The organism is Vibrio maritimus, from assembly GCF_021441885.1.
In the GTDB taxonomy this organism is placed as follows: Bacteria; Pseudomonadota; Gammaproteobacteria; order Enterobacterales; family Vibrionaceae; genus Vibrio; species Vibrio maritimus_B.
Genome location: NZ_CP090439.1, coordinates 1420388 through 1446665, shown reverse-complemented (window position 1 = coordinate 1446665; position 26278 = coordinate 1420388). Strand labels below are relative to the sequence as shown.

Genomic DNA, 26278 nt, shown 5'->3' with positions numbered 1-26278 from the left:
AATATTAGGACTAATTCACAGTTACATATTTGGTAATAATTAGTTTCATAAAAATAATCCTTCACTTGATTCGGATCAGTATTCTGGCACATGGAAATCCTCAGACTATGCACTCTGTTCCAGTCTCTAAGGACCCCCCAATGTCTGATCTAACAAAAGAACGTAAGGTGACAATAGGAAGCTATATTGCTCTGGCTTTCGCTATTGTCTTTTTCTCAGGATTACTTCAATCAAACGAATGGTATGGTGTTTTTGACTTCACCACGCTAAACGGTGCGTTCGGCCAAGTTGCCCATAACGTAACGGAAACCGAAAACGGTGTTCAAGCAGCTACCACCTCTTTCCGTGGTGTGGGTGGCAGCGGTGCACGTGACGGCTTTATCTTCGCTTTAACGCTAATTCCAACTGTGATGTTTGCTCTCGGTATGATCAACGTACTTGAGCACTATGGTGCGTTGGATGCTGCTCGCAAACTTCTATCTCCACTTCTACGTCCACTGATGGGTATTCCAGGTAACTCTGGCCTGGCTCTTATCGCTTCTTTGCAAAGTACAGATGCTGGTGCGGCGATGACACGCCAGCTTAAAGATGAAGGACACCTGACTAAGCGCGAAACCGATGTCTTTACCATGTTCCAGTTCACTGCCGGTGCAGCGATCGTTAACTTCTTCTCATCAGGTGCCGTGCTATTTACACTAACTATGATGGACGGTTCACTAGCTGTAACCTCTTCTATCGGTTTGGCAGTAGCAGTTATGTTCCTATTTAAATTTGTCGGCGCTAACTTGTTCCGTGTGTACCTAAACATCACAGAGGGCAAAGAAGACAAATCACCTAAGCAAGACCAAACCAACACACAGCAGGAGGCCGCATAATGAGCGAAGTTAAAGCAAAAAAACCTATGGTCACTGATATCTTCGTAGAAGGTGCGAAAAAAGGTTGGGTTATCGCGACAACGTCTACTGTACCTAACGTACTGATGGCATTCGTTATCATTAAGGCGCTTCAAATTACTGGTGCACTGGATGCAATGGGCGCGATCTTCGCTCCTATTATGGCCATCTTTGGTTTGCCAGGTGAAGCGGCGGCAGTATTGATTGGTGCTTGGATGTCGATGGGTGGTGCAGTTGGTGTGGTTATCACGCTATTTGACCAAGGTATCTTGAATGGCTCTCATATCGCGATCCTTGCCCCTGCTATCTACCTGATGGGCTCTCAGATCCAATACATGGGTCGTATCTTGGGTCCAATCGGTACAGAAGGTCGTTACATTCCTGTCATGATTGCTATCTCTGTATTGAATGCCTTTGGTGCTATGTTCTTAATGAACATTCTGGTGTAACCACTCACCGCTTATCAGAGAGAAAAATGCCCATCGTTTGATGGGCATTTTTTGTTTCTTATTGTCAGAGCTTAGACTTTAAAGTTCGATACCTGAGCATGAAGATCCCCAACATTGCTTGTCACCTGCTCGGTCACTTGGTTCGCTGAACGCGTCTGCTCTGCGACTGCGCTCAATGACTCGTTGATGTCGTTAACGAGACCCGAGATCGTCTGTGTGGCATTCGCTTGCTGCTCTGCTGTCGCTGCTAGGCTTTCCATCTGCTCATTCACCAACTCCACTTGTTCAGCAGAGGATTGAATACGACTCAGTGCCTGATGGGTCTGTCCCATGGCATCTGACGCTATGGTTGTCCCTTCGTTGATTTGCTGTTCAACTTTGTTGGTTGAAGTGCGAATCGCTTGAACGATAGCGTTGATCTCAGTTGTCGACTCTGTGGTTCGACTTGCCAGCATTCTCACTTCATCTGCAACGACCGCAAAGCCTCGTCCTTGCTCACCCGCACGCGCCGCTTCGATCGCCGCGTTCAGCGCTAGCAAGTTAGTCTGCTCTGCCAACCCTTCAATCACTTCGGTCACTTTACCGATGGCTTGGCTTTCATTACTTAGCTGCTCAACAAGCTGTTGTGCGTTCTGAATGGCATCGACAAGTGACGTCATATTGCTGTGATTCTCAGTAAGCATACTCTCACCAGAGGCTAACTCTTGCTTAGCGTCCACCAGCGCCGATGAAGAAACCTGAACTTGGCTTGCGGTTTGTTCAGAACCCACTGCGACTTCTGATAGAGAGTGGCCAATATTGTCTAGGCTTGAAGATTGCTGTTCAACTTGCTCAAGACTTTGACGGCTGTTCTGGGTCAAATCCCCCATTCGCGCTTCCACCGCCTCTACGCTGTGTGAGACCTTACCGACCAACTGAGCCAACGACTGGTTCATTGAGTTAATTGATGTCATTAGGTCCGCGAGCTCGTCGTTACCTGCTACCTTGAGTGGTTCACTCGACACATCACCAGCTGCAATCAACTGTGCTCGTTTAGCGATAAGAGAGACTCGCCCACCTATCTGGCGTCCTAAGAAATGAGAAACCAAGAAGGCAACCGCAAGTACGATTGCACAGCTTATCGCCAAGATGGCAATCAACGATGTAACGCTGCTTGAAATATGCGTTTCCGTCTCGCGAGCTTTTTGCTGTTGCGTAGAAACGATGCTGTTGAGTTCAGTCTGCACCGTGTCAATCGCAGGCAGTAGTGCACTCGCCATGAGGTAGTTAGACTCATTCCAGTTAGGCGACTGTCGAAGCTCAATGACTTGCGCTGCCAACGGCGTATAAAGTGATTTCATTTCGTTAAATAGTGACCAAAGGCTCTGATCGCTACTGCTCAGCAGGTCGGTCTTATAGCCGATTTGCTCGACAACTTTTGCATGCGCTTTAATGAAATCGTTGTATTTTTCTAGATAATCCTGATTGCCATACTGAAGATAATCACGCTGAGCAGCAAGCGCATTGGCAAGCGAGTTATACGCATCGGCATAAAGCTTAAACAGACGCTTGCGTTCGCCACCTTCGGAGCGACCTGCTTCGTCGTTAATCAAACCTTGTAGCTGGTCTAACGCAACCTCGGCAATCGGTGCAGCCTCATTGATAAATAGTGCGTGTGCAGGCAAGTTTTCGTTGGTTTGAGCAATGTCGAGGATTTGGTTTGCCGATTCTTTAATCGAGCTCCAACTATCGTTGATCTCCTGATAGCTCTGGTCTGATAGCAGCCCCTCAAGGCTCAGTAGCTGAATATCGACGCCATCCATATGCTGGAGGACACTTGCTTTAGATTGCTCGACTTGCTCTTCACTGCCAACAAGGAGCATGTGGCCTCGTAGTTCAGACACGGTAGTTTGTAGCGACTGACCTAACTGCCTACTCGCGTCAACGGTTGGCAAATCATACTGCAACAGTGAATGGGTTTGTGATTGCAGCCCATCAACACTGCGATACACAAACAGAGATGAGACGATAAAAAGTACACCAAGCGCCAGATAACTCGTCCGAAGCTTACCCGATATCGAGAGTTTCATCCTTAAACCTCTATAAAATACAACTGATTTGACACTATATCGGCAACTAACGAGAATTTTAAACAATTTGTTTATATTTTTGTTACTGAAGGTTTTGCAGTGCTTGATATTTGTACTTAAGATTGAAAACAGACCTTGTACAATGAGATGTTTTCATGGCTAAAGACTTATTCGCTAACCTCGATCTAAACCTCCTTCGCACCTTCATCATTTTGAATCAAGAACGCAATATGCGAAAAGCATCAGAGCGTTTATTTGTCTCACAACCGGCTGTAAGTAAGGCGCTTCAACGTCTGCGCGATCATTTTGAAGATGAGTTATTTGTGAAGACACACCATGGTTTGCGAGCGACAGAAAAAGCGAATCAGTTAGCAGAGTCTATCTCACCATTGATGGATGAACTTGCCAGTGCGGTTAATCATTCCAGTGAATTTGATCCGGCGGAATTAGATGTGACGCTCAAGTTAGCGATATCGCCATTCTTTCTCTCAGGTATAGCGCAAGATCTATTTAAGGCAATTAGGTCTGAGGCTCCTAATGTGCAAGTTCAACTTCTTAATTGGAGCAAGTCGACTATTCAGGACCTAGTCAACGATGATATTCATTTAGGATTGAACTACGGCATATCCCACGCACCAAAAGAACTGCTTCAAAAGAAGCTTGCTGATGATACGTTCAAAGGCTACGTGCGGGCTGACCATCCATACAACAAAGATTATCTTGAAATTGATGACGGCGTAGACTTTGAAATTGCGACATTAATCGCGGCCGATTGGAACTCGAATCAATCAAACTCAGAGAAAATGATTAAGATGCGAGGACACGAGCCCAATATCGTATTCCGCTCAGAGCTACCTTCAGCAATCATCGATGTTGTTAAAAATTCAGACATGCTTTTTCCGAGTTCGAGCTACCTCAAACTAGATTCCCATTCAGGACTAAGAGCATTAGATATCTATTTTGGTAAAGTCACCATCGATACAGATATCCATGCAATTTATCACTATAAGAACAGAAACAACGCAACAACTCTATGGTTGCGATCGTTAATCAAAAGAGTCTTATTACGTGATAACCCAGGGTTATCAGAACAATAACACCTATTTATTAATAACTTAGGGTTATTTGTACGATAAAATCAGTTCATTAGTTTATCAACATCGTTATCTCTATAGTTCTCTCATCGGCTCGGAGCGCCACTTCGCAAGCAAGAAGCCTATTTTGTTCCAATACAATTTTGAGAGATACACATGAAACTTAAATTAATCAGTGCAGTTATCGCAGCGTCATTTTTAGCGGGTTGTTCATCTAGTGGTTCAAGCAATGGTGGTGATTCTGGGCCAGCTCCACAAGAGGGGTTTGCTGATGTAACATACCTTGAAGGCAATGACTTTGACGGCGCTTATGTTTCGGGAGATCAAGGAGACTACGATGCACTGATTCTTCGCGGCACCGAAGGTGTTACTGCTGTCTACATCAACGGTCAAATCTTTACAGTCGAAAACTCAGTTGTCTATGATAACGACGGGAATAAAGTTGGAGATATCCAAACTAAAGGCAACCAGGTCGCTATTGTAAATGAAAATGGTCAAACTCTAGTTCTTGCTTATAACAATGGTCGTTTATCCGCCGATGTTAGTGGTATCGACTCATCGCCTGATTTCGGTATCACACCTCCACAATTCATTCCTGCGGATGAAGCCGTACGAAAAGTTCAAAAAGAACAACTCTACAAGCTAGCAATTGATGCCGGTCATGACGATCTCGCGAAGTCTATCAGGATGAGTATCAACCCAGGCTCTGCAACTGATGAGGAAAGAGCAAACAATGCCGGTAATGTGATGGTAAATATATTTGAGTCCGACAATACAGTTCGTCAATTGTATGCTCTATCAAAAATCACAATCGCAAACGGCGACCCTTCAACGTCACTACTAGCTACTCTGATGTACGACATAAGCAAAGGGACAAATGAAGAGCTAAAAGGAAATATCTTAAACAGCTGGAATAGCGTCGCAGAAAAACTAGCTCGCTTTGAAACACATGACAGTTTTGACTCGCTTGCTAGCGCTGTGGACCGTGTAACCAAAGTTACAGATGAACAAAACCGAAAAGCAATCGCGTTATTCAAGAATATTCAAGTTCATGGTTGGGAATGGACAAAAAATGCAATCAAAGAAGGTATCATCGCTGGTCTTGATTTAGATTTTGGGCAAATTCCACCGGAGAAAGCCCCTAGAAACCTTACTCCTGAACAGAGAAAAGAGATCGCTGAGAAAGTTCGCAGCCTTTCTCAAGAACAACGTCAACAAATCAAACAAGCAGTAAAAGACCGAGTTGGTCGCTCTTAATACAAATATAAACACCTATGTAAAACCAAAGGAGCCGGATTTATTCGGCTCCTTTTATTTTGAGCGAAGAAATATGAATAAGTACATTGTGACCGCAATTTCGTTATTACCATTTTCCGCAATCGCCGACCACCATGAACTGGCTTACTACGAACCCACTATGAGCTTTCAAACCGCAAAGGTTGGTGATTCTTGGGTAGGAACACTTTCAGGTACGGTTCAAGCTACAGATGAAGTTAACCTAGGTTTCGAAATTGATTCAAACGGCTACCTCGAGCTGGGAGCTGGCTACGGTATCGTATTAGGCGAAACCTATACGGAAGCGTTCGCTACCTATGGCAGAGCTGACGTAGTCGACATATATAACGTTGGTTTATTCGCAGGAAAAATGCTTGCTTCCGACTTACTGCTCTTTGGCTCAACATCTTACGAATGGCGAAAAAGTGTATTTCAAAGTGATGACTTTCCTATCTTGAGTCCGAATTTTAATACCAATAAAGAATGGAAAGCCAGCCTAGGTGTAAGCTATACACCTGTAGACTGGCTGAACTACAGCTACTCGCTTAATCACGATCGAATCATGTCAGACACTCGTTTAGAGCCGAGCATCTTTCACGCAGACTTTACTCTTACGTTTAAACCAAAATACATTGAGCCCTACGTGAAGTATCGTTATGGTCAACACCGTGTTCGCCCTGGCGAACCGAGGACAACGGAAGGTACGTTTGAGTTTGGGTTTAACCTGAATTTCCGATAATGGTAATGCGCGGTCAAGGTCAAGCACCAGAAGCGCTTGACCGTGATAATACCCTTCGACCTATTAGTAGAAGTAAATATTATCCAAATACACACTATCGCTAGACGTACCAAATAACTGCATACCAAGCTGCTGCATGTTGGCGCGGTCATAATCCGGACCTGCCTCTAGCGCATCAAAGCCTAGCTCTACTGAAATCCAAGAGCCCGTTTCTACATTCTCAATAGTATAAAACAGGGGTTGAGAGCCGGACAATAATTGGAATACCGCTTTGGTGACTCCAGATGTAGCGTAGAAGTCGAAGCGCAGACCCGTTTTGTCTGAAGCATCGACTGGTGTCTCTATGCCATATTGGATTCCAGTCACACCGCCCTCTTCTCCATCTGGCGTAATGTCGAACTTAGCGGTCAGATTACCATCAATAGTGATTTCAGAATGTGTTGGCGGATTCCACCATGGATCGGACCAGTTGGTAATCCAATGATTGCTCGTTAGGCCGTCGCTGTATAAAGAAATCACATCATCACTTGAGACATTAGGTACCGGCGCAGCTTCAGTCGGACCGGTCGCCAATCGTTGTAACGCAAATACTGGCTGTATCCCCTCTTCTACTTGAATGATTTGCTGGGCCACTGCAAAGCCATCAGCGCTCACTTTGACCTTCTGCTTACCTTGTGAAAGTGAAAGGTCAGCAAAACCGGCGGCATCTGTTGTCACTTTATAGGCTGCATCATGTTCGCCGTCGACACCGACCGACACTTGCGCATTCGGGATTGGCATTCCTAGATCGTCAGTCACCAGTACTTGTAGTTGATGAGTAATCGCCGTACCAGAGAAGTAGAGGTTATCAACAAATACTGCTTTCCCTTCATCACCCCAAAGCTGCAAACCTATCATTTGCATTTGAGCGCTATTGAGCGCGACATCGCCATTTAAGGTCATTGACGCAAAAGGAATATCCAGTGACAACCACTGGTCGGTCTGGGGAGCATCTATCATGTAGCTGCTGGAACCGTCTGTAGAAACGAGCTGAAGCAATACTTGCCTCACGCCCGATTCAACGTAGAGATCGATGTGCCAGTTATCGTGTTGAGAAACATCAATGCTCCCGTATTCAATACCATACTCGATCCCTGCTACGCCGCCCTCGGTGCCTGCTCCAACAATCTCATAGCGCGCGTAGTTATCACCATCAATACTGGCTGATGTATATAAAGGAGCATTCCACCAATTGGCGTTCCAAACAGAAATAAACTTATCTTCCGTGAGCGTATCACTAAACAGCGCAAACGCATCTTCATCGCTGACAGAAGGTACTGGCGCACTGACGCTTGGTTGGCTGTATTCCACTTGCTTAGTAATCAAAGCAATGTCGGTCAACTTAGCCATTCCATCGACGTCACTTGGCAGCACCAACCCTAACCAAACCAATTCTGCGGTGCTAGAAAATGGCACCTCAAACTGGTACCAGCCATTATCTAGTGCTTCACCAGAATCTGTCGCATACATGGTTTTGGACTCAGTGATATCAGAACCTTGGACGACAACTTCTATGTTTGCAAAACCCTCTGGTTTAATCTTGAAGCTGAGATGGGTATACACCGAAGCATCAATACTGTTTTCAGCTTCATTACCCCAAGCAATAGCCGCTCCTTTTCCCCAGTTGGTGCCACTCGTGACAACAAGCACCTCGCCGTAATCAGGGTCGTCATTCGCAGTGCTGATTCCAGAACCAGAGCCCCAATCATCTCCCCAATATTCAATAGCAAATGAACCTTCGTTGCTGGAGTCAAAAATAAAACCAACCTCTGGTAATTCCGGCGTTTCTGCAGTTTGAGTAAGTTCTACCGAAGTCGTTAAGTTCGCGCCCGACACATCGAAACTATGCTGTGCCGTTTGATAGCCACTCATCGTTAACGTCGCTGTGTAGTTTCCGTCTTCTAATTCAAAGTTCGCCTCACCTTGCGCGTTCGTCGTTGCCATCTTGCCACTGATATCGACAACGACTCCCGATAGCGGGCTTTGAGTGTTAACGTCAAGTACCGTGATACGAACCTGATAATAAGCCTCTTGATTGTCTGTGTTGTTATTACCACCGTTTATTCCGTTGTCTGCAGCAATGGTTGCATCGTCCTCACCACAGCCAACTAAACTGGCGGCGAGAAGGGTAACCGCCCATGCTTTTCCTAGATTTTGCATCGCGTTATTTCCTTGTGTTTGGTTTCCGTTTTTTGATTGCAGCTATGGTCAGTAGTGCAAGGAGTGTCCATAGAGATTGCGCGCCGCCATTCGATGTCGAATCAACGCCTGCACTTGGTCGTTCTGGAATGGTTTCATTGGGATCGGCGATGGGCGTATCTTCATCGCAATATTGAATATCGTTGGAGGCAGAACGTTGGCAATGCGCAATATAATCGACCTCCATGGTTGCCTGCTGAAGGCTTGGGTCAATATTGCCGCCAAGCATGCCGCCCATTGCGACATTGAGTAAGACGAACATAGGTTCTTTATAACGTGGGCACTGGCTCACATCGTGTCTTGTCACCAACTCATCATCGATGTAGAAGGCTATCTCGTTTTCATCCCACTCCATGGCATAGCGATGCCAATCAAGAACATCTTGTGCACCATTGGGGTAGGTGTAGCGATACTCGCTTCCGCAAGAATGTGCGGTATTGAAAAAATTGGTAATGTAACTTTCTGGTTCATTAGAAAACCATTCCCAAACATCTATCTCACTCGCGCCAACATTGGGCCAACCTACATTGTCGTTGTCACCTTTGATTGGCTGCTCAGCAATACGATTTTCCAACATCCAGAAGGCGGGCCATGTCCCTCCCTCAAGATTGTGAAAGCGAATTCTAGCTTCCAAGCGACCATACAAAAATTCCTGCTTGTCTTTGGTATTAATTCGACCTGAGGTCCAAGTCTTTGTTTGTCCGCTCAAGGTCATACACTGATTCGTGCCTTTACGAGCAATGATTTTCAAAGTGCCATCCGATACGTCGTAGTTACGCTGTTCAGATGAGTCATCATCTGTATAACACTGAACTTCATTGTTGTAGTTGGCTTGAGTTTGAGCAGTCCAATTATTCCAGTTGACGCTATTGCCCTCGAAGGTATCAATCCAGTGAACTTGCCAACCCGCCAAAACTGGCACAGTAAAAACGCCGATGATCAGTAGACCAAGACGTCTAAACCAAGTGGTCATTTGGTTTTACTCCGTATTTTTCAGATAGCTCAAAGGCCACTTGCGACATAGTGTCGAAGCAGTATTGGAACTATTCGGGTTCAAGAGGTGGTGATGGCATGATTGCCATCACCGTGTGACTAGTGACGGTTATTCAAACCAAGAGATATTTCGAACTTGAATATCCGCCTCTGTAAGCCCCTCTTTTGTTGTGCCATTAACAATAAATGGCTGAGTAACTTGGGTTAGATTCGGTGAGTTAGAGAACTGGCTGATATCAACTTCAATGGTCTGCCAATCAGTCGTGAGTTGGTAATCACCCGTATTAAATCGAATTGTGTGGTTGGTAGACCATTGCCCACCGGTATCGGACTGGAAGCCAACGCCAAAGGCAAACTCGGCTAACGCCTTACCACCTTCAGTGAAGCCTCTAATATCAAACTTGAGTGTCTTAACTGCAGTAAAGTCTCGGCGGCTTTCATCACCAATATGTGTACCCCATCCCCAGTCTTTTGCACTCGTTGGAGAGGTCGCAACAGTCAGCACCCCGTCTTCGTCAACGCCAGCCCAAGCCGTGTCTTCCCATGCGAATGCGCCAGCACCGCTGAACAGGGCAGAACCCAGCACCTTGAACTCTCCCTCAACCGGAGGCTGCTCTACTGGAGCATATGGTGGAGCGAGCACGTCATCCATTAACGTGGCATAAACGCCACCGTAGCTCGCCGTAAAGCCGTTACAGTCTCGAGTCAATCCTAGGTCATTGAGCGTATCAACCTTATCCCATGCAACGTACTTGACGTTACAATCTATATCGATAAGACCGAAGTTTTTCTCAGAATGGCCTGGGTTATCGCCACCTTTCCATGGCTCATCGAACGCTTGGAAAAAGAACAGTGATACACCCTCATTGTTGGCGAAGTCGCGCATGTCATCATGGAACATCTTCTGTTTGTATTCATCCGCTGCTTGAGTTCCCCCAGCGCCGTAACCGTCGGTTGAGGATGTCGACCACCCCGTTTCGCCTATGTGAATAGGTTTTGTTGGATCAACACTATTTACGAAAGCCTGGGCCGCAGCATACTGTTCGAGAGAGCGAGTGTAAGCCTTCTGCATTGAAATGGCGATTTGCTCTTCTTTGCTCAGAGATTGGTCCGCTTCAGAGACTTTCCAGTCCTCTTTAAAGATTGGGTCATAATGCGTATCGTGGTGCGCGTAGGTATGCAAAGACACATAATCAACCGCTTGGATAAGCGATTTAAGATCAGCTTGCTCACCATAGTTACCATTGTTGTCGATGCCTGCCCATACCGCCCAGTTATCGGAGGTTGTGATCCACAGGTCATCAGTGTCGCTGCTCTCAAGCTTCCAACTCTGCAGGTCTTTGACATGATTAAGGATTATCGAAGGGTGTACCTTGTATGACGACGCCCAGTCAACCATCGCCTCATTACCAACAGCAATAACTTTAATGATATCTGGATATGCCAGCGCCAGTTCTTTCGCCTTCGCAATCTCTAACGCATTTTTCGGCGAGTCTGTGGATGAATCAATAGGAGAGCCAGTCCATGCATTATTGGCATCAATCCAGACACCGAGCATGACATACATCTCAAACGTATTACCGTCAGCCGCTGCTTCGTCTTTCAGTTGTCGAATCGCCGCCAGTAGATTTTCTGTGTTGCTGTAACCGTCAGTACCGATGAAGCCTTGGGTGTTGTACGTGCGGATAACTTTGATACCCATCGCATTTAGGATCTTCATGTCCTCAACATGTTCTTGAACCGTTGGCACTAAATCACCAGACTCTCGGGTATCGCTTCGCCACGCACCATAAGAAATTGCTTGATACTGTGGGTTACCCAAAAGCGGCTGACCGCTATCAGAAACTGGGAACGAATCAGGCGTTGGTTGAGCGGATAGACCTACCCCTTCGAGGCGAAGGTTGTCCCAATAAAACACGTTACCACTACCGACGTTGCCAAAATCGAAGAACAGACTCTTTTTGTTATACTTAAAAGCCTCGTTAAGTTCGCCTAGGTTTAGTTCTCTGAAGTCAAAAGTAAGCTGCTCCCACTCATTGGCTTTACTTGTGGTTACTAAGACTTCTGCAAATTGAGAGGCATCAGCATCGTTTTCCACTTTAAAGAGGACAGGAATACCAGCCTCAGGAGAATATACCCAAGCGGTAACAACACTCCTTTCTTCTGATAGCGCCAAGCTTGATTGATCGGCCACGGTACTGCCCGCCCAGGTTTCCGCACCCGCAGGCTTTGTTGTCTTTAATACTGTGCCAGTGACGTACATAGAGCTAGGATCAGGATTAATCGCGTTTAGCTCGGTCAAAGCATTGCCAAAATCAATCGGCAATGACGACTTAACATCGAGCTGATAGTCTGGAGTGACTGAGACATTAATATCTCCATTACCATTGTTCCCGTTATTTGCGCCGCCTGAATCCCCACTTCCCGTTGTTGAATCATTTGAATCGGAACCACATGCAGACAGCATGACTGCCGCAGAAGCGAGAACAAGAGGTGTTAGACTTCTTTTCATCATTGTTACTTCCTTGCTATTTTATTTTTTATAAAGCTCGTAGATTCAACGCTGGCATACACAGAAACGAATCCACATAAGGTAAGCGCTTTCTTTTCGTGAAATAGAATTACGCTATTAGACACTCATTATTTCATTAAGAAACAAGGTTCCTTAATTGCCACAACAACTGATATAGCTAGTATTGATTACGATAATCATCATGTATACATCAAGATTCCAAGTAAGTTTCAGAAGATCGGATTCGCTCACCAAAAAGAAAGCGCTTACTTTTATGAGCACAAAATAGGATGTTTTGATGGCCCTTAAATGGCAAAAACGGAGCACCTTGCGATGCTCCGTTTTTCTGCTTAATAGACTCTATTAGCGTGTTATCTTTCAAATCGAATGTTATCAAGTTTGAACGTCATGGCCCCTTGTGGTTCAAAAACCAAGATATTATTTACTGCTTTCGGGTCAGCTTGTGCTCCTGGAGCGAAACTGTTGTCACTATCGAGGATGTCTGCAATGGCGATTTTCACTTGCTTCCACTCTCCCACGTTCGATTTTGGTACCACGTAGTCGCTTGTATTTGGCCAGCCGCTATCCATCTTTATTAGCAGCTCAGTATCTGCTCCCTCTTCTACTTTGATATCAAAGACCAACGTTCCTTCTTTTTTCCATTCCGTCATATCAGTAACCGGGGAGCGGAAATAGAGGTTACCCGCGCCGTTTTGTTTAGTGATCTCTAGAACTGACCCTCTTTCGTCTTCTTGCGCTATTTTGTGTTCGACAATATTCACTGGGTCATAGCTGGCGTATGCAAGCGCTGCATTCAGCGTATCCGTAAAGATTTCAAGCGTTGGCCCTTCTGCGTAGCTATCATCTGCTGCCAATATTGCTGGCGCTTCGTGTCCCTCAACTAACTTCGCAAATTCCGAGTGGCTTGAACATCCGTGCCCCTTCCATCGGTCAACACCGCAGCGATACACCTTAACGTAATCCACCAGCATAGTTTTTGGGTAATCATTGTCATCAACGCCACCATAGTTGGCATTCGCTGGCCATGAACCACCGATCGCTAGGTTAAGTAGTAAGTGAAACTTCTCGTTGAAAGGCGCCGCACCTTCCGCATTGACCACAAGCCCTTTTTCTTTCTCATATTGGCTGTACCAACCGTCTTGAGTTTGCGTCGCATAATGCAGATCGTCGACATACCAGCGTATCTCACCCTCTTCCCACTCTATTGCATACGTGTGGAAACCATCGGCTGGGTTAACGCCATCGGGTAGCGTCGCTCCCTGTCCGCTATAAACGTTATCCGGCCAGTTTTTACCATAGTGCAGGCTGCCATAGATACGGTTCTCACCATCGCCTTCTTTTGCTCCCGGTGCATCAGACTGAACCTTAAGGTTAACGGCTTCCATTATGTCTATCTCACCAGATGCAGCCCATGTGCCGTATTTGTTTTCAGTGGGTAGCATCCAAATTGCAGGCCACGTGCCTTGTCCGCTTGGTAGTTTGGCTCGTATTTCAAATCGGCCGTATTTCTGATCTCGCTTTCCTTTGGTGCGAAGTCTGGCAGAGGTATAAGGGAGCGTCTTGTTAATACCGGCTTTGCCCTCAGGGTTATCCGGTCCCGTGAAGCGCTCTTTGTGAGCAACAATGTGGAGCATTCCATCTTTTACAAACGCGTTTTTGCTCCTATCGGTATAACATTGCTGTTCATTGTTACCGCCACCCCAACAGTTGGTTTCAAAGCTCCAATTGCGCTTACTGATGGTGTCACCTTCAAATTGATCTTCCCAGACGAGTTGCCAATCGTCACTGACCGCTACGGGCACGTTAGTCAGTTCTACTGGCGCTTTGGTTTGGACTAAATCCGTATTCGCGCTCTCGCCTTCTTCAGTACTGGCACAACCTGACAGTAGAGCCAAAGAAACCACCGAACCTAGAACCGTGGGTGTGTGCTTCATTTTTCGCATTGTTACTCCTTGAATACGAGCATTCTTTTATTGGCAATCACTGATGAGGGACCTCCATACCGGAGTATGATCGCGGATAAAGTTCATCAAACCTTTAAGTAAGCGCTTTCTTTAAAATTCAAAAAAAACGTTATGTATCATACTGATTTGGTACTGAGTAGTTCTTGGAACTACCCTCATCATCCCTTGGCAACTATGACACTATAAATTGACTTCACTGTATAGAGCTAGTGAGATATCAATGTCTAAAAAGCAACCTCTCATCACCAAAAAGAAAGCGCTTACAAAATATTAGCTACTTTTTATGATAATAGAGTATAGGGATAGGGAGTCAGCCGCACAAAGCGGCTAACCCTTTTAACTATAACTATGCGGCTAAAATGCGGATAGCGAGACGAGCGTCTTGGTGTAGTCCTTTTCTGGGTTCGCAAACAGATGTTGCGTGCTACCCTGCTCCACTATTTGACCGTCTTTCATCACTATCGTGTAATGACACAGCGATTTGACCACATTCAAGTCATGGGAGATAAACAGGTAAGTCAGACCGTGCTTCACTTGTAGCTCTTTCAATAAGTCTAAAACCTGAGCCTGAACCGTCCTATCCAACGAGGAGGTTGGTTCATCGAGCAGAATGAACTCGGGCTTTAGAATCAGCGCACGTGCAATAGCGATGCGTTGCCTCTGACCACCAGAAAACTCGTTTGGATAACGGTGCCTTGTTTCTGGGTCGAGGTCCACCTCTCGCATCACATCGCAAATCATAGAGTCTAAGGTTTGCTCGTCATGTTCAAAGTGAACTCTTAAACCTTCCCCGATAACTTGGGCAACAGACATCCTCGGGTTTAAGGCTGAGAATGGGTCTTGGAAAACGACCTGCATCCGACTTCGATAAGGCAGCATGCCTTTGCGGTCTAATGATTGAATATCTTGACCATCAAACTCAATCAAGCCCTCACTTTGGACCAGCTTGAGAATAGCCATACCCGTCGTCGACTTACCAGAGCCGCTCTCTCCTACTAAGCCGATAGAGTAGCCCTGTTTCAGTTCGAACTTCATATCGGTCACAGCTTTAACATGGTCGATAACACGTCTGAATAAACCGCCTTTAATTGGAAACCACACTTTAAGGTTTTCAACAGACAGTAAAGGTGTCGCTTGCTTATTCACCTCAACAGGCAGACCCCTTGGGTCGGAGTTAATAAGTTTCTGCGTGTATGGATGGCTTGGAGTAGTAAACACCTGCTGGCACTCTCCGACTTCAACCAATTTGCCTTGCTGCATAACGGCAACACGGTCTGCGATACGACGCACGATACTCAGATCATGAGTAATGAACAGCATCGCCATCCCCATCTCTTTTTGCAGGTCTTTCAGCAAATCGAGAATTTGCGCCTGAACAGATACATCCAGCGCAGTAGTAGGCTCATCAGCTATTAAGAGTTCAGGTTCATTAATAAGCGCCATCGCAATCATAACGCGCTGTCTCTCACCCCCAGACAGTTCATGAGGATACGCAGTAATCTTCTGCTCAGGGTTACGAATCCCCACTTTTTTGAGCCAGCTGATTGCCAGTTGCTCTGCTTTATTGGTTCGCATACCACGGTGAACCGCTAGTGTTTCAACTAGCTGACGTCCGATTTTATGCAGTGGATTAAGTGAGACCATCGGCTCTTGGAAAATCATTCCAATACGACCGCCACGAATACCTCTCAATTGGCGCTCTGAGCAATTGAGCATATCAATATCGTCAAACTTAATGTGACCGTTCAAATAGTGACTAGAGCCTTTTGGTAACAGCTTGAGAATAGAGTTGGCCGTGACCGATTTGCCAGAGCCACTTTCGCCAACCAGTGCCAGTGTTTCGCCCTTACGAATATCCAGCGATACATCGAACGTCACCTGTTCGATGTTCTTACCTCGACCAAAACCCACCGATAGGCTGTCGATTGAGAGAACGTGTTTAGGATCGTCTTTTGTCATCATCCTCTCCTTAGCCTTGTTGGTGTGGGTCAAATGCATCGCGAACGGCTTCGCCCGCAAATACGAGAAGAGTTAGCATAATCGACAACACCGCGAACGCAGATAATCCGAGCCATGGCGCTTGTAGATTTGCTTTACCTTGAGCAAGTAGCTCACCAAGTGATGGTGAACCCGCTGGTAGGCCGAACCCTAAGAAATCTAGCGAGGTTAATGTCGTCACCGAGCCGGAAAGAATAAACGGCATCATAGTCAATGATGCCACCATCGCGTTCGGTAGCATGTGACGTAGCATAATACGTTTATCATCAACACCCATGGCATGGGCAGCCTTTACATAATCAAAGTTTCTGCAGCGTAAGAATTCCGCCCGAACAACGCCAACCAAGCTCATCCAGCTAAACAACACCATAATTCCGAGTAGCCACCAGAAATTCGGCTCTACAAAGCTTGATAGGATAATCAAAAGGAAAAGTGTCGGCATCCCCGACCACACTTCGATAAACCGTTGCCCCAGTAGATCAATCCAGCCACCATAGTAGCCTTGCGTCGCACCAACAGCGACACCAATAACGCTCGATACCAGAGTCAAGATAAACCCAAACAATACCGAAATTCGAAAACCGTAGATAACCCTAGCTAGAACATCGCGCCCTTTGTCATCGGTGCCCAGCCAGTTCACGTTGTCAGGCGCTGATGGTACGGAGGCGACGATATCGTAGTTAATGGTGTCATAGCTGAATCGAATCAACGGCCAGATTAAAAACCCTTTTTCTTCAATAAGGTCAATAACATAAGGGTCTGTATAGTCAGCTTCCGTTTCGAACTCTCCGCCAAACTCGGTTTCAGCGTACTGTTCAAAGATCGGGTAGTACCATTGATTATCAAACTCAACCAAAAGTGGTTTATCGTTAGCAATAAATTCGGCAAATAGACTAAAGAAAAACAGGACCAAAAAGATCCATGTCGACCAATAACCTCGCTTGTTTGCTTTAAAGCGTTGCCAACGTGCTTTCGTGAGAGGATTCATAGCCATCTATCGCGCCTCGAAATCGATACGAGGATCCACCCACGTATAAGTTAAGTCAGAAATAATGCTCAAAATCAGACCCAATAACGTCATTATGTAAAGCGAGCTAAATACCACTGGGTAGTCACGTTGAATCGTTGACTCAAAGCCTAACAGCCCTATTCCCTCCAGCGAGAACATCACCTCAATCAACATCGAACCGGTAAAGAAGATACTGATAAAAGCGCTAGGGAATCCAGCAATGATGATTAGCATAGCGTTGCGGAAAACGTGCTTGTAGAGAATGCTACTCTCATCGAGACCTTTCGCTCGAGCCGTCACGACATACTGCTTATTGATCTCATCAAGAAACGAGTTCTTAGTCAGCATACTCAAGGTAGCAAACCCGCCTATTACCATGGCCAAGATTGGCAGCGTTAGGTGCCAAAAGTAATCAATGATCTGCTGGTACCAAGTTAGTTGGTCAAAATTACTCGACACCAATCCACGCAAAGGGAACCAACTAAAGTAGTTACCACTTGCGAAGAAAATAATCAGGATAATCGCGAATAAGAAACCAGGGATGGCGTAACCAACAATCACCACAGCACTCGACCAAATATCAAATCGAGAACCATGGTGAATAGCCTTGAGAATTCCAAGCGGTATCGATATCAGGTAGATAATCAGCGTACTCCATAATCCAAGCGAGATGGACACGGGAAGACGCTCTTTAATCAAGTCGATAACATTACCACCTCTGAAAAGACTGTCGCCAAAATTAAACATGGCGTAGTTTTTCAGCATATCGAAATAACGTTCGTGCAGCGGCTTATCAAAACCAAACTGGATTTTGATGGCTTCAACAACTTCTGGGTCTAGACCACGAGAGCCTTTATAGCCTGTCGCCACGTCACCTTGGTCGGTATCCAAGTCAACCTCTGTACCCCCACCACTGAATCGCTCCATGATGCCAGAATCTAGCCCCTGAGCTTGTGCAATCGCCTGTTCTACAGGCCCCCCAGGAGCAATCTGAATGATAAAAAAGTTGATCGTTATAATCGCCCAAAGCGTTGGAATCACCAACAACAAGCGTCGGAATATATAGGCCGCCATGGTTTCCTCTTATCGACGTTTTGCAGGTAGCTTCTGTGCCTTTTCTTCCGACACCCACCACGTATCAATACCTAAGTCATAAGTAGGTAAGACATCTGGGCGCTCGAATTTATCCCATGTTGCCACACGATATTTTTTGATATGCCACTGAGGGATAACGAAATAGTTCCACTGAAGCACTCTATCTAATGACCGACCTAGGACCAATAATCTTTCTGGATCATCCTGGCTGTCTGCAATTAAGTCGGTCAGCTCGTCGATAACAGGGTCTTTTACCCCTGCTTGGTTGTAGGTTGAATCGATAAAATTCGAGTTCCATACAATCTTTAGGTTTGAGCTAGGATAACGCTGTGCTGAATAACTAGAAGAAATCATGTCGTAATCACGATCTCGCCAGCGTTTCAGGTACTGTGTTGTATCCACGGTGCGAATACGCATGTCGATCCCCATCGCGCGCATGTTCTTTTGGACAGGAATCGCAATTCGCTCAGTCGTTGGGCTGTACATCAACAGCTCGAAACTTAGAGGCTGACCTGTTTCTACATTAGTCATCACCTTGTTTTTAAGCTCCCAACCGGCCTCTTTTAATAGGGCGAATGCTTTGCGCATTTGTGGACGAATTCGACCTGAACCATCGGTAACCGGTGGGTTGTATTCATCAGTGAACACACGTTCAGGTATCTTTCCTTTATACTTGTTAAGCACTTCAAGCTCGGCCGCAGAAGGAAGCCCTTTTGCTTCATAATCTGAGTTTTGGAAATAGCTTCGGGTACGCGTGTACTGGTCGTAGAACATGTTTCGGTTCATCCACTCAAAGTCCATCGCGTAACTCAGCGCTTCACGGACTTTTGGATCGCTAAACACAGGTCGTTCAATATTGAATACAAAGCCTTGAGTAGCCATTGGCTTGTGGTGTTCAATCTCTTCTTTCTTGATAAAACCACGGTCAAAGTTGGCACCTGTGTATGAGCTTGCCCAGAACTTCGCGCTGTTTTCTTGTCTTAGGTCGAACTCACCGGCTTTAAATGCCTCGAGCATTACGGTGTCATCACGATAGTAGTCATACTGAATGGTCTTAAAGTTATTTCGACCGACATTAACTGGTAGATCTTTTGCCCAGTAGTTTTCATCTAAGGCATAAGTCAGAGACTGACCCATCTTGTAATCAACGATTTTATAAGCGCCGCTTCCTACTGGAGGCTCATTCAAAGGCTCTGCAAAGTTCTTATCTTTCCAAAAATGCTCTGGTAACACTCGTGTACCCTGAGCCAGTCCAAACAGTTTTTCTTTGTTAGGAACTGACATTTCAATGCGCACGGTTAGCTTCGACGTCGCCTTAACACTTTTCACGTCTTTGTAGTAAGCCCTGAACTGAGGCACTCCCTCTTTCATGAACTTATCAAAGGTAAACTCTACGTCTTTCGCTGTGATAGGCACTCCATCACTAAAACGCGCGTTAGGGTTGATGTCGAGCTCAAGCCAGCTGTAATCGTCGGCATAACGAACTTTCTCGGCAATCAGTGGATAGTAAGAGTCAATTTCGTCAGAGGAAGGAAGCATTAGGGGATCATAAAGCTCGCCAGTCGCAGCAGCAGGTTGACCTCGAGAAGCATAGCGATTGAAATTGTCAAAGGTACCCATTTGTCCAAAGGTAACTTTGCCGTATTTAGGCGCTTCTGGGTTTACATAATCAAAGTGCTGGAAGTCTTGCGGGTATTTAGCCGTACCAAAGCCGGTTAGAGATGTGGTCTCAACCACATTTGCAGCCATCACACCTGAGGCAAACAGCCCCACTCCTATCGCTAAAAGCGCGTTTCGTTTTAACGTCATCCCTTTCCCCTAAAAATAAAGAAAGGGCGTTTGAGAGCGTCCTTTCCTAGATCAGTTTTATCTTGCTTATACTGTTATAAATAGCTGTATTTGACGGGGTTTTCAAGGGTGAACAGGGGAGGCTGTTTCAAAATTGGGTTAAAGTTTACTGGATGCATGTTTAACCGATGATTTAATCACCACATTGGCTGCACTCTTGTATAACATGGGTTTCAGGACAATACATGTGGACGCGACCAGAGCACCCTTTTTTAGACATGTAGAGCGCCTTATCCGCACGCTCCACAATACTTCCGTCATCGAGCGCTTGAGTCGCGACACCGATTGAGCATGACACACCAAAGGTTTTACCACTGCTGCTCTGAAACTCGAGCGCATCTATTTTGCGCGACAGGCGCGTAGCAAGTGCATAAGCTTGATGAACATTACTGCCGGGTAGCAGCAAGACAAACTCATCTCCACCATATCGACACAGTTTATCCTGCTCACGAGTACATTGGTCAATGACAGCGACCACATCAACCAACACTCTGTCGCCAATTGAATGTCCGTACTTGTCGTTAATTGGCTTAAAGCGATCGACATCTATGATCAATAGCGAACTCGGCACTCCGAGCTCTCTGTGCTTATTTTGTTCTTCTTCTAGCGCTAAGTGCATATAGCGACGGTTAAAACACCCAGTCAGCCCATCGGTATTAGCCTCCTCGAGCAGAACCTGACGTTCAGCCATGTCTTTGGATACATCTACGGCAAAACCAATGACACCTAGAACCTGATTATTTTTAATGATTGGGGACGTCACCGTTAAATGGTAAAGCTCACTATTTTCGATGGAGAAAGGAATTTTTTGCTGAGTGGGTTTGCGAGTGTCTATAACGCTCTTATCATTCAAACGCATCATTTTGGCGGTGCGAAAACTAAACAAATGCCAGTCTGTTTTACCTCTAATTCCATCGAGAGTCACACCAAAAGTGTCTAAGACTTTACGATTGACATACTGATAGTGACCTTCGTTATCTTTTATAAATATATAGGCATCCACAGCGTCAAACACCTCAGATAAACCGAGCAGCTCTTCGTGTGAACCCTGATGTGTTGATAAGATCAGATCAAGCATATAGTTGCTTTAAAATGCACCGTGTTGAATATAATAATCTTAGAGTTTAAACCCTACTTATTGGTTTTGCAGTGATTCTTATCCAATCCCCAGGCCCAAAATCAAATTTTGATATCTAGAGCACGATTTGAACAAAGATCACAGCTTTGCTCGAGAATCTGCCTTTCAATCTATTGACATTGTCGTCATTTACAAAAGTAGATGCGTTTTAAACACAACCTCGCGATACGTAGATCGTTATCTGAAGATAACGAGAGTGGCGACAACGAGCTTGTAAATAGAAAAAACCGAACTAGTCTTACTGATAACAAGTGTGACTCAAATCACATTTGGTACATATTCATTCAGTTCAACGAAAGGACTTAGTCATGAAAGCACTAATCATTGCAGCGCTCACGTTTGGTTTCGCAGTTTCAGCTTCAGCGCAACAATTGGAACCAGCAGGCGTAGCAACCGGACAGGGTGGTTCAAATGTATGCTTATACAAAGCAGCAGGGACAGATACGGTGGTTTATGCACTTAACACCAATACGCCTTGCCCTACTCTCACCAGCAATTAATCTGCTTCGATAAGGTGTCGTGTATTAAGAGATAAGATTGCAAACGGAAGAGTATAGATTCAGGGCAACAAATTATACGTTGCCCTGAATGCTTAAAACACTTACTGATCGCCCATTAGTACTTTTTCATCGCGTCAACAAACGCTTGTTGAGCGCTCTTTGAGCCTAAGCTCTCCGCTTCTTTTGATAGTCTCAGGGCTTTCTCAAACTCACCTTGTTCAACAGCTCGCTCAATCGCTTGATTAAACGCCTGCTCTTGCGTCGCCGTGAGCTTTTCTGTCGTTACTGCTTCCGAGTGCTGAGCAACCGCATCTTGCCTTGTTTGCTTCTCTGCTTCTGTTTCCGAACGTGAACCAGTAGGCTCATAGTCCAGCTCTAACGTGACTTTGCCAATCGCTGAATGCGTAATAGTAAGATTTGAGTAATATGGGTCATTAGCCGAAACAGAGCCTGATTGCAGGGCAAATTCACTCGGAGGCATTGGCTCTGAACTCGTCGCCAAAGCGTCTTTTGTGGTTACAACGGCGAGATAAACTGGCTTTTGACCATTAGAAAAGCGATTTGGGATCGCGTATTCACCCAAATAGCCAGATTTGTATAGTATCGAGCTCTCCCTGTGTTTGATGATATCTTCTCCAATAACATCAAGAACTTGAAACTTCTCATCAAGCACAAGTACTGTCGGTACAAAAACTTGTTTGTCGATAATAGAGTAAACCGTTAACTTGATCTCACCGAGCGCAGACGGCAGTTCAATACCTTCGGCAAAAGTGCGCCCGCTGTTTAGTTCAATTTTTGGAGACTGAGTAGACAAATTGATCTCTACAGCGCCTGGTTTGCTCACTGGAGCGAAACTCACATTGGCCAGAGATTCACAACACCCTTGCTGTGAGTTTAAAGCTGCTATACCTGCCTCATCTTTACTATTATTAGCGTCTTGGACTTGGCTAGCACAACCCGCTATGGTTGCCAGCGCTAAGGCGAGAATCGTCTTTCGTATCATAGCAACACTCCTTAACTACTTATATTCACATCATTGTAGAATGACTATTATTTTACCTAAAAAGTAAACGCTTTCACGAAACAATTAGACAAAGTTAGAACTCAAACAAAAAAAGCCACTCAGCAAACTGAGTGGCAAGATAAAACTGCCCTGAATATGCAAAAAGCTACGCAAGAGCCAGTGCACTTATTATCAAAGACATAAACACAATATGAATCATGAATATTGTGAAAAATACGGGTATGCTCTCTCCCTATGATACACATACCCGTCCCCTCTCCTAAGACAGTGGCTGGGGTTACCACCACATATCAGCTTGAATACCTACTAACAAATCTGCTTTGTCACGGTCAGAACCATCTAGGTACGTCGCTAGGAAACGAATCTCTGGTGCAGGGCCGAATCCAGTACCTACAGTCACTGTTGGTGCGATAGTCAGTTTGTAGTCATAGTTACTGCCGCCTACGCCGTTTTCATCAGACCAATCGCCATACTGGTAGCCAGCTTCAGTTGCGATAGACCAGTTTTTAGAAATTGGGAAAGTTGGTCGAATCATTGCAGAAGCCCAAGAGTCTTTACCACGTTTTTCGAGATCATTATATTGACCTTGAATAGAGTGGAAAATACTTACGCCATTCTCAAAGAAGTAGCCACCCCAAATAAGTGCACGAGTCGATACATCACCAGAATCAATTTTCTTCATGTTATCAGGACCCATCGCACCGCCGTAACCTGGCTTCCATGCATTATAGGTTGTAATTGTACCACCCAATAACTGCCCTGAACCTAAACCTTGGCCTGCTTGTGCAATATATTTAGTAAAGCCCTTTTCAGACAAGCCAAATACAGTATCAGAATGATAAATACCGGTAACTTCAAAACCAGAATCTGCATATTCAACATCATCTACAAAATTATCTGGTAAATATTTACCCATAGCATGCAGTTCAAAAGAACCAAAGTTAACGCCTACGTGTACAGCATGCATTGGGTTATTATCATCAAGTCCCCAGTAACCACCCTCAGCATTATCACTCGCTACGTATGCGAAATCCCATTTATTTCCACCAAGCTCAATACCTTCAATACCAACACCAGTACCTGACATATCGGTATAGAAGAAGTCAGTCATAAAGATGTAGTTATCTTTACCATAGAAACGCTTACCACCCCACATGGTGCCTGTTTCTGTCACGCCGTCAAACTCTACAAACGTCTCGATTAAACCAATACTACCGTTCGCCGCATCAGCATTTGTGCCCAGTTGGTTTTTACCTTCTGATTGCGCATTATCTGCACCTGCACGGGTTTTAATACGCACCGATTGACCATCTGCAGTATCGAAATTTTTCTGAAGTGCGAGCTCAAAGTGGTTATCAGATTCAATACCTAAACGACCAAGCTTTTCTTTTGTCGCTGGGAACTTAGAGCGTTTAAAATCGTCATTATTGCTATATAATGCACCAGCACGAAAATAACCGTGAAACTCAAAACCTTGTGTATTTTCACTTGCGATCACGTTAGAACTAGCAGCACTTAATCCAGCCATTAAACAGGCTAGAGTCACTTGTGATAATTTCATTACCAACTCCTGAATTTTATTATAAATTTTCCATTTTTTAAGTGCGTATAAACAAAGACAACCACTGCTTTCATTTAATTCACACTGAGAGTTAGAAGAAAAATGAACCTAGACCCCCTCCAAATTCACTCCACTTCCGGTTTTCTTTTCCGCCTATAGAAAAGACGGAAATCAAATTAGTTATTCTGATATTTTTTATGGTTATCACGCACCAAGCCCGAAGCCAATGTGCTTATAAATTCACCAAAAATCCTTTTCAACAATAAGTAAGCGCTTTCAAATTTTACTATGCACAAATTGGCATAGCGTTTTCCTCGCAACCCACTTCACGAGACCAAATAAGGCTCTGATTCGATTTGTTCTTTAAGTCCTTAAGAAAACCTTTCAATCCAATAAGAAAGCGCTTTCAATAATAAGGAAAAAATTAAGAGAAAGTGCCTTGTACTGACTCTGTTCCCCATTGCTTGATCACTATATTAATTGTAGAGCTAGCCTATGTATATAGGTCGAAATTGCACGTATCTACAAAACATGAGGCTCGTCACCACAAAGAAAGCGCTTACTTTTACTAATGTGGAGTCAGTCACTAAATGTGAGAAAACAATCCGATATGATGCTTTCCGCACTACAAATCGCTAACCAGATCACAGTTCACCGTCGTGGATCGTGTCTACAACACTCGAATTACCATCAGATGGGCGCTTTGTAGTATAGTGAGTGGAAGTCATTGAAGAAATTTCCAATAATTTCAACAAGATTGAATGATAGGATCGCGAATTGATTACGATAAAAGAAGTCGCTGAGTTAGCTCAGGTCTCGCAAGCAACAGTGTCAAGGACACTGAACGGTCACTCTTCGGTTAAAGAAGCTAACAAACAAAAAGTGTATGCCGCAATGGAAGAATTAGGTTACCAACCTAATACGTTTGCGCAGGCACTCGCCTCAAACCGCTCTTGCAGTATTGGTATGCTTGTCGGTACGCTTGATGGTCCCTTTTATGGGCCAATGATGCACGAAGTCGAAAAGGTCGTTCGCTCGGAAAACTATCACCTGATTATTACTAGCGGCCACGAAGAGTATGATGAAGAACATGAATCAATTCGTTTTCTTCGCTCAAAGAAAGTGGATGGGCTGGTGTTGACTGTCGATACCCTATCGGACAGTGAACTTCTTGAGATCTCGCGCCAAAATGAAGCGACAGTACTTATCAACCGCTACATTCCTGAAATGGCTGACCGCTGTGTATGGCTCGACAATGAAAAAGGTGGGTTTTTAGCCACTGAGTATCTGATTAAAAAAGGTCATACACAAATTGGATGTATCAGTGGTCAGCTAAGTAAAGTCGATAGTCGCGACCGTCTGCAAGGATATCGCAATGCATTGAGCCATTACGGTGTCGACTACAATCCCAATGCTGTTGTCGAGGGCCGATTTGACCATCAATGTAATCATGATGCCATTCGTCGTTTGTTAGATCGAGATATCCCGTTAACCGCCATCTTCTGTATGAACGATAATATCGCGATGACCGCCTACACGTTATGTTTGGAACGCGGACTCCGCGTTGGTGAAGATATCTCAATTATCGGATTCGATAACGTACCCTTTGGTCAGCACATGACTCCAGGTTTAACAACTGTAGATTTCCCAATTCAAAAAATGGCTACCGCGGCAGCTAAAAAAGTAATGGCGATTGTTAAAGGCAAAAGTAGTGCTTCGCAACCCATCGAGCCTATCGAACCGACTATCATCAGCCGAGGGTCGGTGAAAAACCTCGCTTAAATGACGAAAGGTTAAACCTTTATTACGCTCAGAATATAAAAAAAGGCAGGACAACTAAATTGTCCTGCCTTTTTGT

General features: G+C 45.0%; 19 protein-coding genes. 7 read left to right on the top strand and 12 right to left on the bottom strand.

The annotated features are described in order from the left end of the window. Positions 1–140 precede the first annotated feature (140 nt). Positions 141–875 carry a nucleoside recognition domain-containing protein gene (locus tag LY387_RS22860; RefSeq protein WP_234496478.1) on the top strand — a complete coding sequence of 245 codons (735 nt, stop codon included), beginning with the start codon at positions 141–143 and terminating at the stop codon, positions 873–875. Then, complete coding sequence (locus LY387_RS22855) at positions 875–1342, top strand: YjiG family protein (RefSeq protein WP_042470104.1); 468 nt, start codon at positions 875–877, stop codon at positions 1340–1342. The genes LY387_RS22860 and LY387_RS22855 overlap by 1 nt, the downstream gene beginning before the upstream one ends. A 71-nt stretch (positions 1343–1413) precedes the next feature. On the opposite strand, the gene LY387_RS22850 is transcribed toward LY387_RS22855, so the two are convergent. Next, positions 1414–3411 carry a HAMP domain-containing methyl-accepting chemotaxis protein gene (locus LY387_RS22850; protein WP_234496477.1) on the bottom strand — a complete coding sequence of 666 codons (1998 nt, stop codon included), beginning with the start codon at positions 3409–3411 and terminating at the stop codon, positions 1414–1416. Positions 3412–3566: 155 nt separating this feature from the next. On the opposite strand from LY387_RS22850, the gene LY387_RS22845 reads away from it, so the two are divergent. The 3 genes from LY387_RS22845 (at position 3567) to LY387_RS22835 (ending at position 6519) form a co-directional block, all read left to right on the top strand. Beyond that, positions 3567–4508 carry a LysR family transcriptional regulator gene (locus LY387_RS22845; RefSeq protein ID WP_234496476.1) on the top strand — a complete coding sequence of 314 codons (942 nt, stop codon included), beginning with the start codon at positions 3567–3569 and terminating at the stop codon, positions 4506–4508. 153 nt (positions 4509–4661) lie between these two features. Next, entirely contained in the window at positions 4662–5762 is a 1101-nt protein-coding gene (locus LY387_RS22840; RefSeq protein WP_234496475.1) for a DUF3106 domain-containing protein, read from the top strand. Positions 5763–5835: 73 nt separating this feature from the next. Beyond that, positions 5836–6519, top strand: coding sequence for a hypothetical protein (locus LY387_RS22835; RefSeq protein WP_234496474.1), 684 nt, complete (start codon positions 5836–5838; stop codon positions 6517–6519). A 63-nt stretch (positions 6520–6582) separates the two neighbouring features. On the opposite strand, the gene LY387_RS22830 is transcribed toward LY387_RS22835, so the two are convergent. From LY387_RS22830 to LY387_RS22790, 9 genes are all read right to left on the bottom strand, one after another. After that, positions 6583–8718 (bottom strand): carboxypeptidase regulatory-like domain-containing protein, encoded by a 2136-nt coding sequence (locus tag LY387_RS22830; protein WP_234496473.1) that lies wholly within the window; start codon positions 8716–8718, stop codon positions 6583–6585. 4 nt (positions 8719–8722) lie between these two features. Beyond that, complete coding sequence (locus tag LY387_RS22825) at positions 8723–9730, bottom strand: glycoside hydrolase family 16 protein (protein ID WP_234496472.1); 1008 nt, start codon at positions 9728–9730, stop codon at positions 8723–8725. Positions 9731–9859: 129 nt separating this feature from the next. Beyond that, positions 9860–12265 (bottom strand): hypothetical protein, encoded by a 2406-nt coding sequence (locus tag LY387_RS22820; RefSeq protein ID WP_234496471.1) that lies wholly within the window; start codon positions 12263–12265, stop codon positions 9860–9862. A 368-nt stretch (positions 12266–12633) separates the two neighbouring features. Beyond that, positions 12634–14226 carry a glycoside hydrolase family 16 protein gene (locus LY387_RS22815; RefSeq protein ID WP_234496470.1) on the bottom strand — a complete coding sequence of 531 codons (1593 nt, stop codon included), beginning with the start codon at positions 14224–14226 and terminating at the stop codon, positions 12634–12636. Positions 14227–14601: 375 nt separating this feature from the next. Continuing rightward, positions 14602–16206 (bottom strand): ABC transporter ATP-binding protein, encoded by a 1605-nt coding sequence (locus LY387_RS22810; protein WP_234497831.1) that lies wholly within the window; start codon positions 16204–16206, stop codon positions 14602–14604. A 10-nt stretch (positions 16207–16216) separates the two neighbouring features. Then, a complete protein-coding gene (locus LY387_RS22805; RefSeq protein WP_042470095.1) occupies positions 16217–17239 on the bottom strand; it encodes an ABC transporter permease in 1023 nt (340 codons plus the stop codon). Further along, a complete protein-coding gene (locus tag LY387_RS22800; protein ID WP_042470094.1) occupies positions 17240–18328 on the bottom strand; it encodes a microcin C ABC transporter permease YejB in 1089 nt (362 codons plus the stop codon). 9 nt (positions 18329–18337) lie between these two features. Further along, positions 18338–20158 (bottom strand): extracellular solute-binding protein, encoded by a 1821-nt coding sequence (locus LY387_RS22795; protein ID WP_234496469.1) that lies wholly within the window; start codon positions 20156–20158, stop codon positions 18338–18340. 172 nt (positions 20159–20330) lie between these two features. Then, entirely contained in the window at positions 20331–21275 is a 945-nt protein-coding gene (locus LY387_RS22790; RefSeq protein WP_234496468.1) for a sensor domain-containing diguanylate cyclase, read from the bottom strand. A 368-nt stretch (positions 21276–21643) separates the two neighbouring features. On the opposite strand from LY387_RS22790, the gene LY387_RS22785 reads away from it, so the two are divergent. Continuing rightward, positions 21644–21835 (top strand): hypothetical protein, encoded by a 192-nt coding sequence (locus LY387_RS22785; protein WP_042470091.1) that lies wholly within the window; start codon positions 21644–21646, stop codon positions 21833–21835. Positions 21836–21950: 115 nt separating this feature from the next. Here LY387_RS22785 and LY387_RS22780 read toward each other — a convergent pair whose 3' ends face one another. Both LY387_RS22780 and LY387_RS22775 read right to left on the bottom strand, forming a co-directional pair. Next, positions 21951–22838 carry a MalM family protein gene (locus tag LY387_RS22780; RefSeq protein WP_234496467.1) on the bottom strand — a complete coding sequence of 296 codons (888 nt, stop codon included), beginning with the start codon at positions 22836–22838 and terminating at the stop codon, positions 21951–21953. Positions 22839–23136: 298 nt separating this feature from the next. Then, positions 23137–24420: a carbohydrate porin gene (locus LY387_RS22775; protein WP_234496466.1), complete on the bottom strand. Its 1284-nt coding sequence runs from the start codon at positions 24418–24420 to the stop codon at positions 23137–23139. A gap of 777 nt (positions 24421–25197) precedes the next feature. Between LY387_RS22775 and LY387_RS22770 the strand changes: the two genes are divergently transcribed. Then, positions 25198–26202 (top strand): LacI family DNA-binding transcriptional regulator, encoded by a 1005-nt coding sequence (locus LY387_RS22770; RefSeq protein ID WP_042470085.1) that lies wholly within the window; start codon positions 25198–25200, stop codon positions 26200–26202. Positions 26203–26278 lie beyond the last annotated feature (76 nt).

What these genes read in the sequence shown, in the direction of transcription:
- LY387_RS22815 (WP_234496470.1), bottom strand. Translation starts at nt 14,226, where the DNA reads ATGCGAAAAATGAAGCACACACCCACGGTTCTAGGTTCGGTGGTTTCT.
- LY387_RS22835 (WP_234496474.1), top strand. Translation starts at nt 5,836, where the DNA reads ATGAATAAGTACATTGTGACCGCAATTTCGTTATTACCATTTTCCGCA.
- LY387_RS22830 (WP_234496473.1), bottom strand. Translation starts at nt 8,718, where the DNA reads ATGCAAAATCTAGGAAAAGCATGGGCGGTTACCCTTCTCGCCGCCAGT.
- LY387_RS22785 (WP_042470091.1), top strand. Translation starts at nt 21,644, where the DNA reads ATGAAAGCACTAATCATTGCAGCGCTCACGTTTGGTTTCGCAGTTTCA.
- LY387_RS22805 (WP_042470095.1), bottom strand. Translation starts at nt 17,239, where the DNA reads ATGGCTATGAATCCTCTCACGAAAGCACGTTGGCAACGCTTTAAAGCA.
- LY387_RS22775 (WP_234496466.1), bottom strand. Translation starts at nt 24,420, where the DNA reads ATGAAATTATCACAAGTGACTCTAGCCTGTTTAATGGCTGGATTAAGT.
- LY387_RS22800 (WP_042470094.1), bottom strand. Translation starts at nt 18,328, where the DNA reads ATGGCGGCCTATATATTCCGACGCTTGTTGTTGGTGATTCCAACGCTT.
- LY387_RS22795 (WP_234496469.1), bottom strand. Translation starts at nt 20,158, where the DNA reads ATGACGTTAAAACGAAACGCGCTTTTAGCGATAGGAGTGGGGCTGTTT.
- LY387_RS22840 (WP_234496475.1), top strand. Translation starts at nt 4,662, where the DNA reads ATGAAACTTAAATTAATCAGTGCAGTTATCGCAGCGTCATTTTTAGCG.
- LY387_RS22780 (WP_234496467.1), bottom strand. Translation starts at nt 22,838, where the DNA reads ATGATACGAAAGACGATTCTCGCCTTAGCGCTGGCAACCATAGCGGGT.
- LY387_RS22790 (WP_234496468.1), bottom strand. Translation starts at nt 21,275, where the DNA reads ATGCTTGATCTGATCTTATCAACACATCAGGGTTCACACGAAGAGCTG.
- LY387_RS22825 (WP_234496472.1), bottom strand. Translation starts at nt 9,730, where the DNA reads ATGACCACTTGGTTTAGACGTCTTGGTCTACTGATCATCGGCGTTTTT.
- LY387_RS22820 (WP_234496471.1), bottom strand. Translation starts at nt 12,265, where the DNA reads ATGATGAAAAGAAGTCTAACACCTCTTGTTCTCGCTTCTGCGGCAGTC.
- LY387_RS22855 (WP_042470104.1), top strand. Translation starts at nt 875, where the DNA reads ATGAGCGAAGTTAAAGCAAAAAAACCTATGGTCACTGATATCTTCGTA.
- LY387_RS22810 (WP_234497831.1), bottom strand. Translation starts at nt 16,206, where the DNA reads ATGACAAAAGACGATCCTAAACACGTTCTCTCAATCGACAGCCTATCG.
- LY387_RS22845 (WP_234496476.1), top strand. Translation starts at nt 3,567, where the DNA reads ATGGCTAAAGACTTATTCGCTAACCTCGATCTAAACCTCCTTCGCACC.
- LY387_RS22850 (WP_234496477.1), bottom strand. Translation starts at nt 3,411, where the DNA reads ATGAAACTCTCGATATCGGGTAAGCTTCGGACGAGTTATCTGGCGCTT.
- LY387_RS22860 (WP_234496478.1), top strand. Translation starts at nt 141, where the DNA reads ATGTCTGATCTAACAAAAGAACGTAAGGTGACAATAGGAAGCTATATT.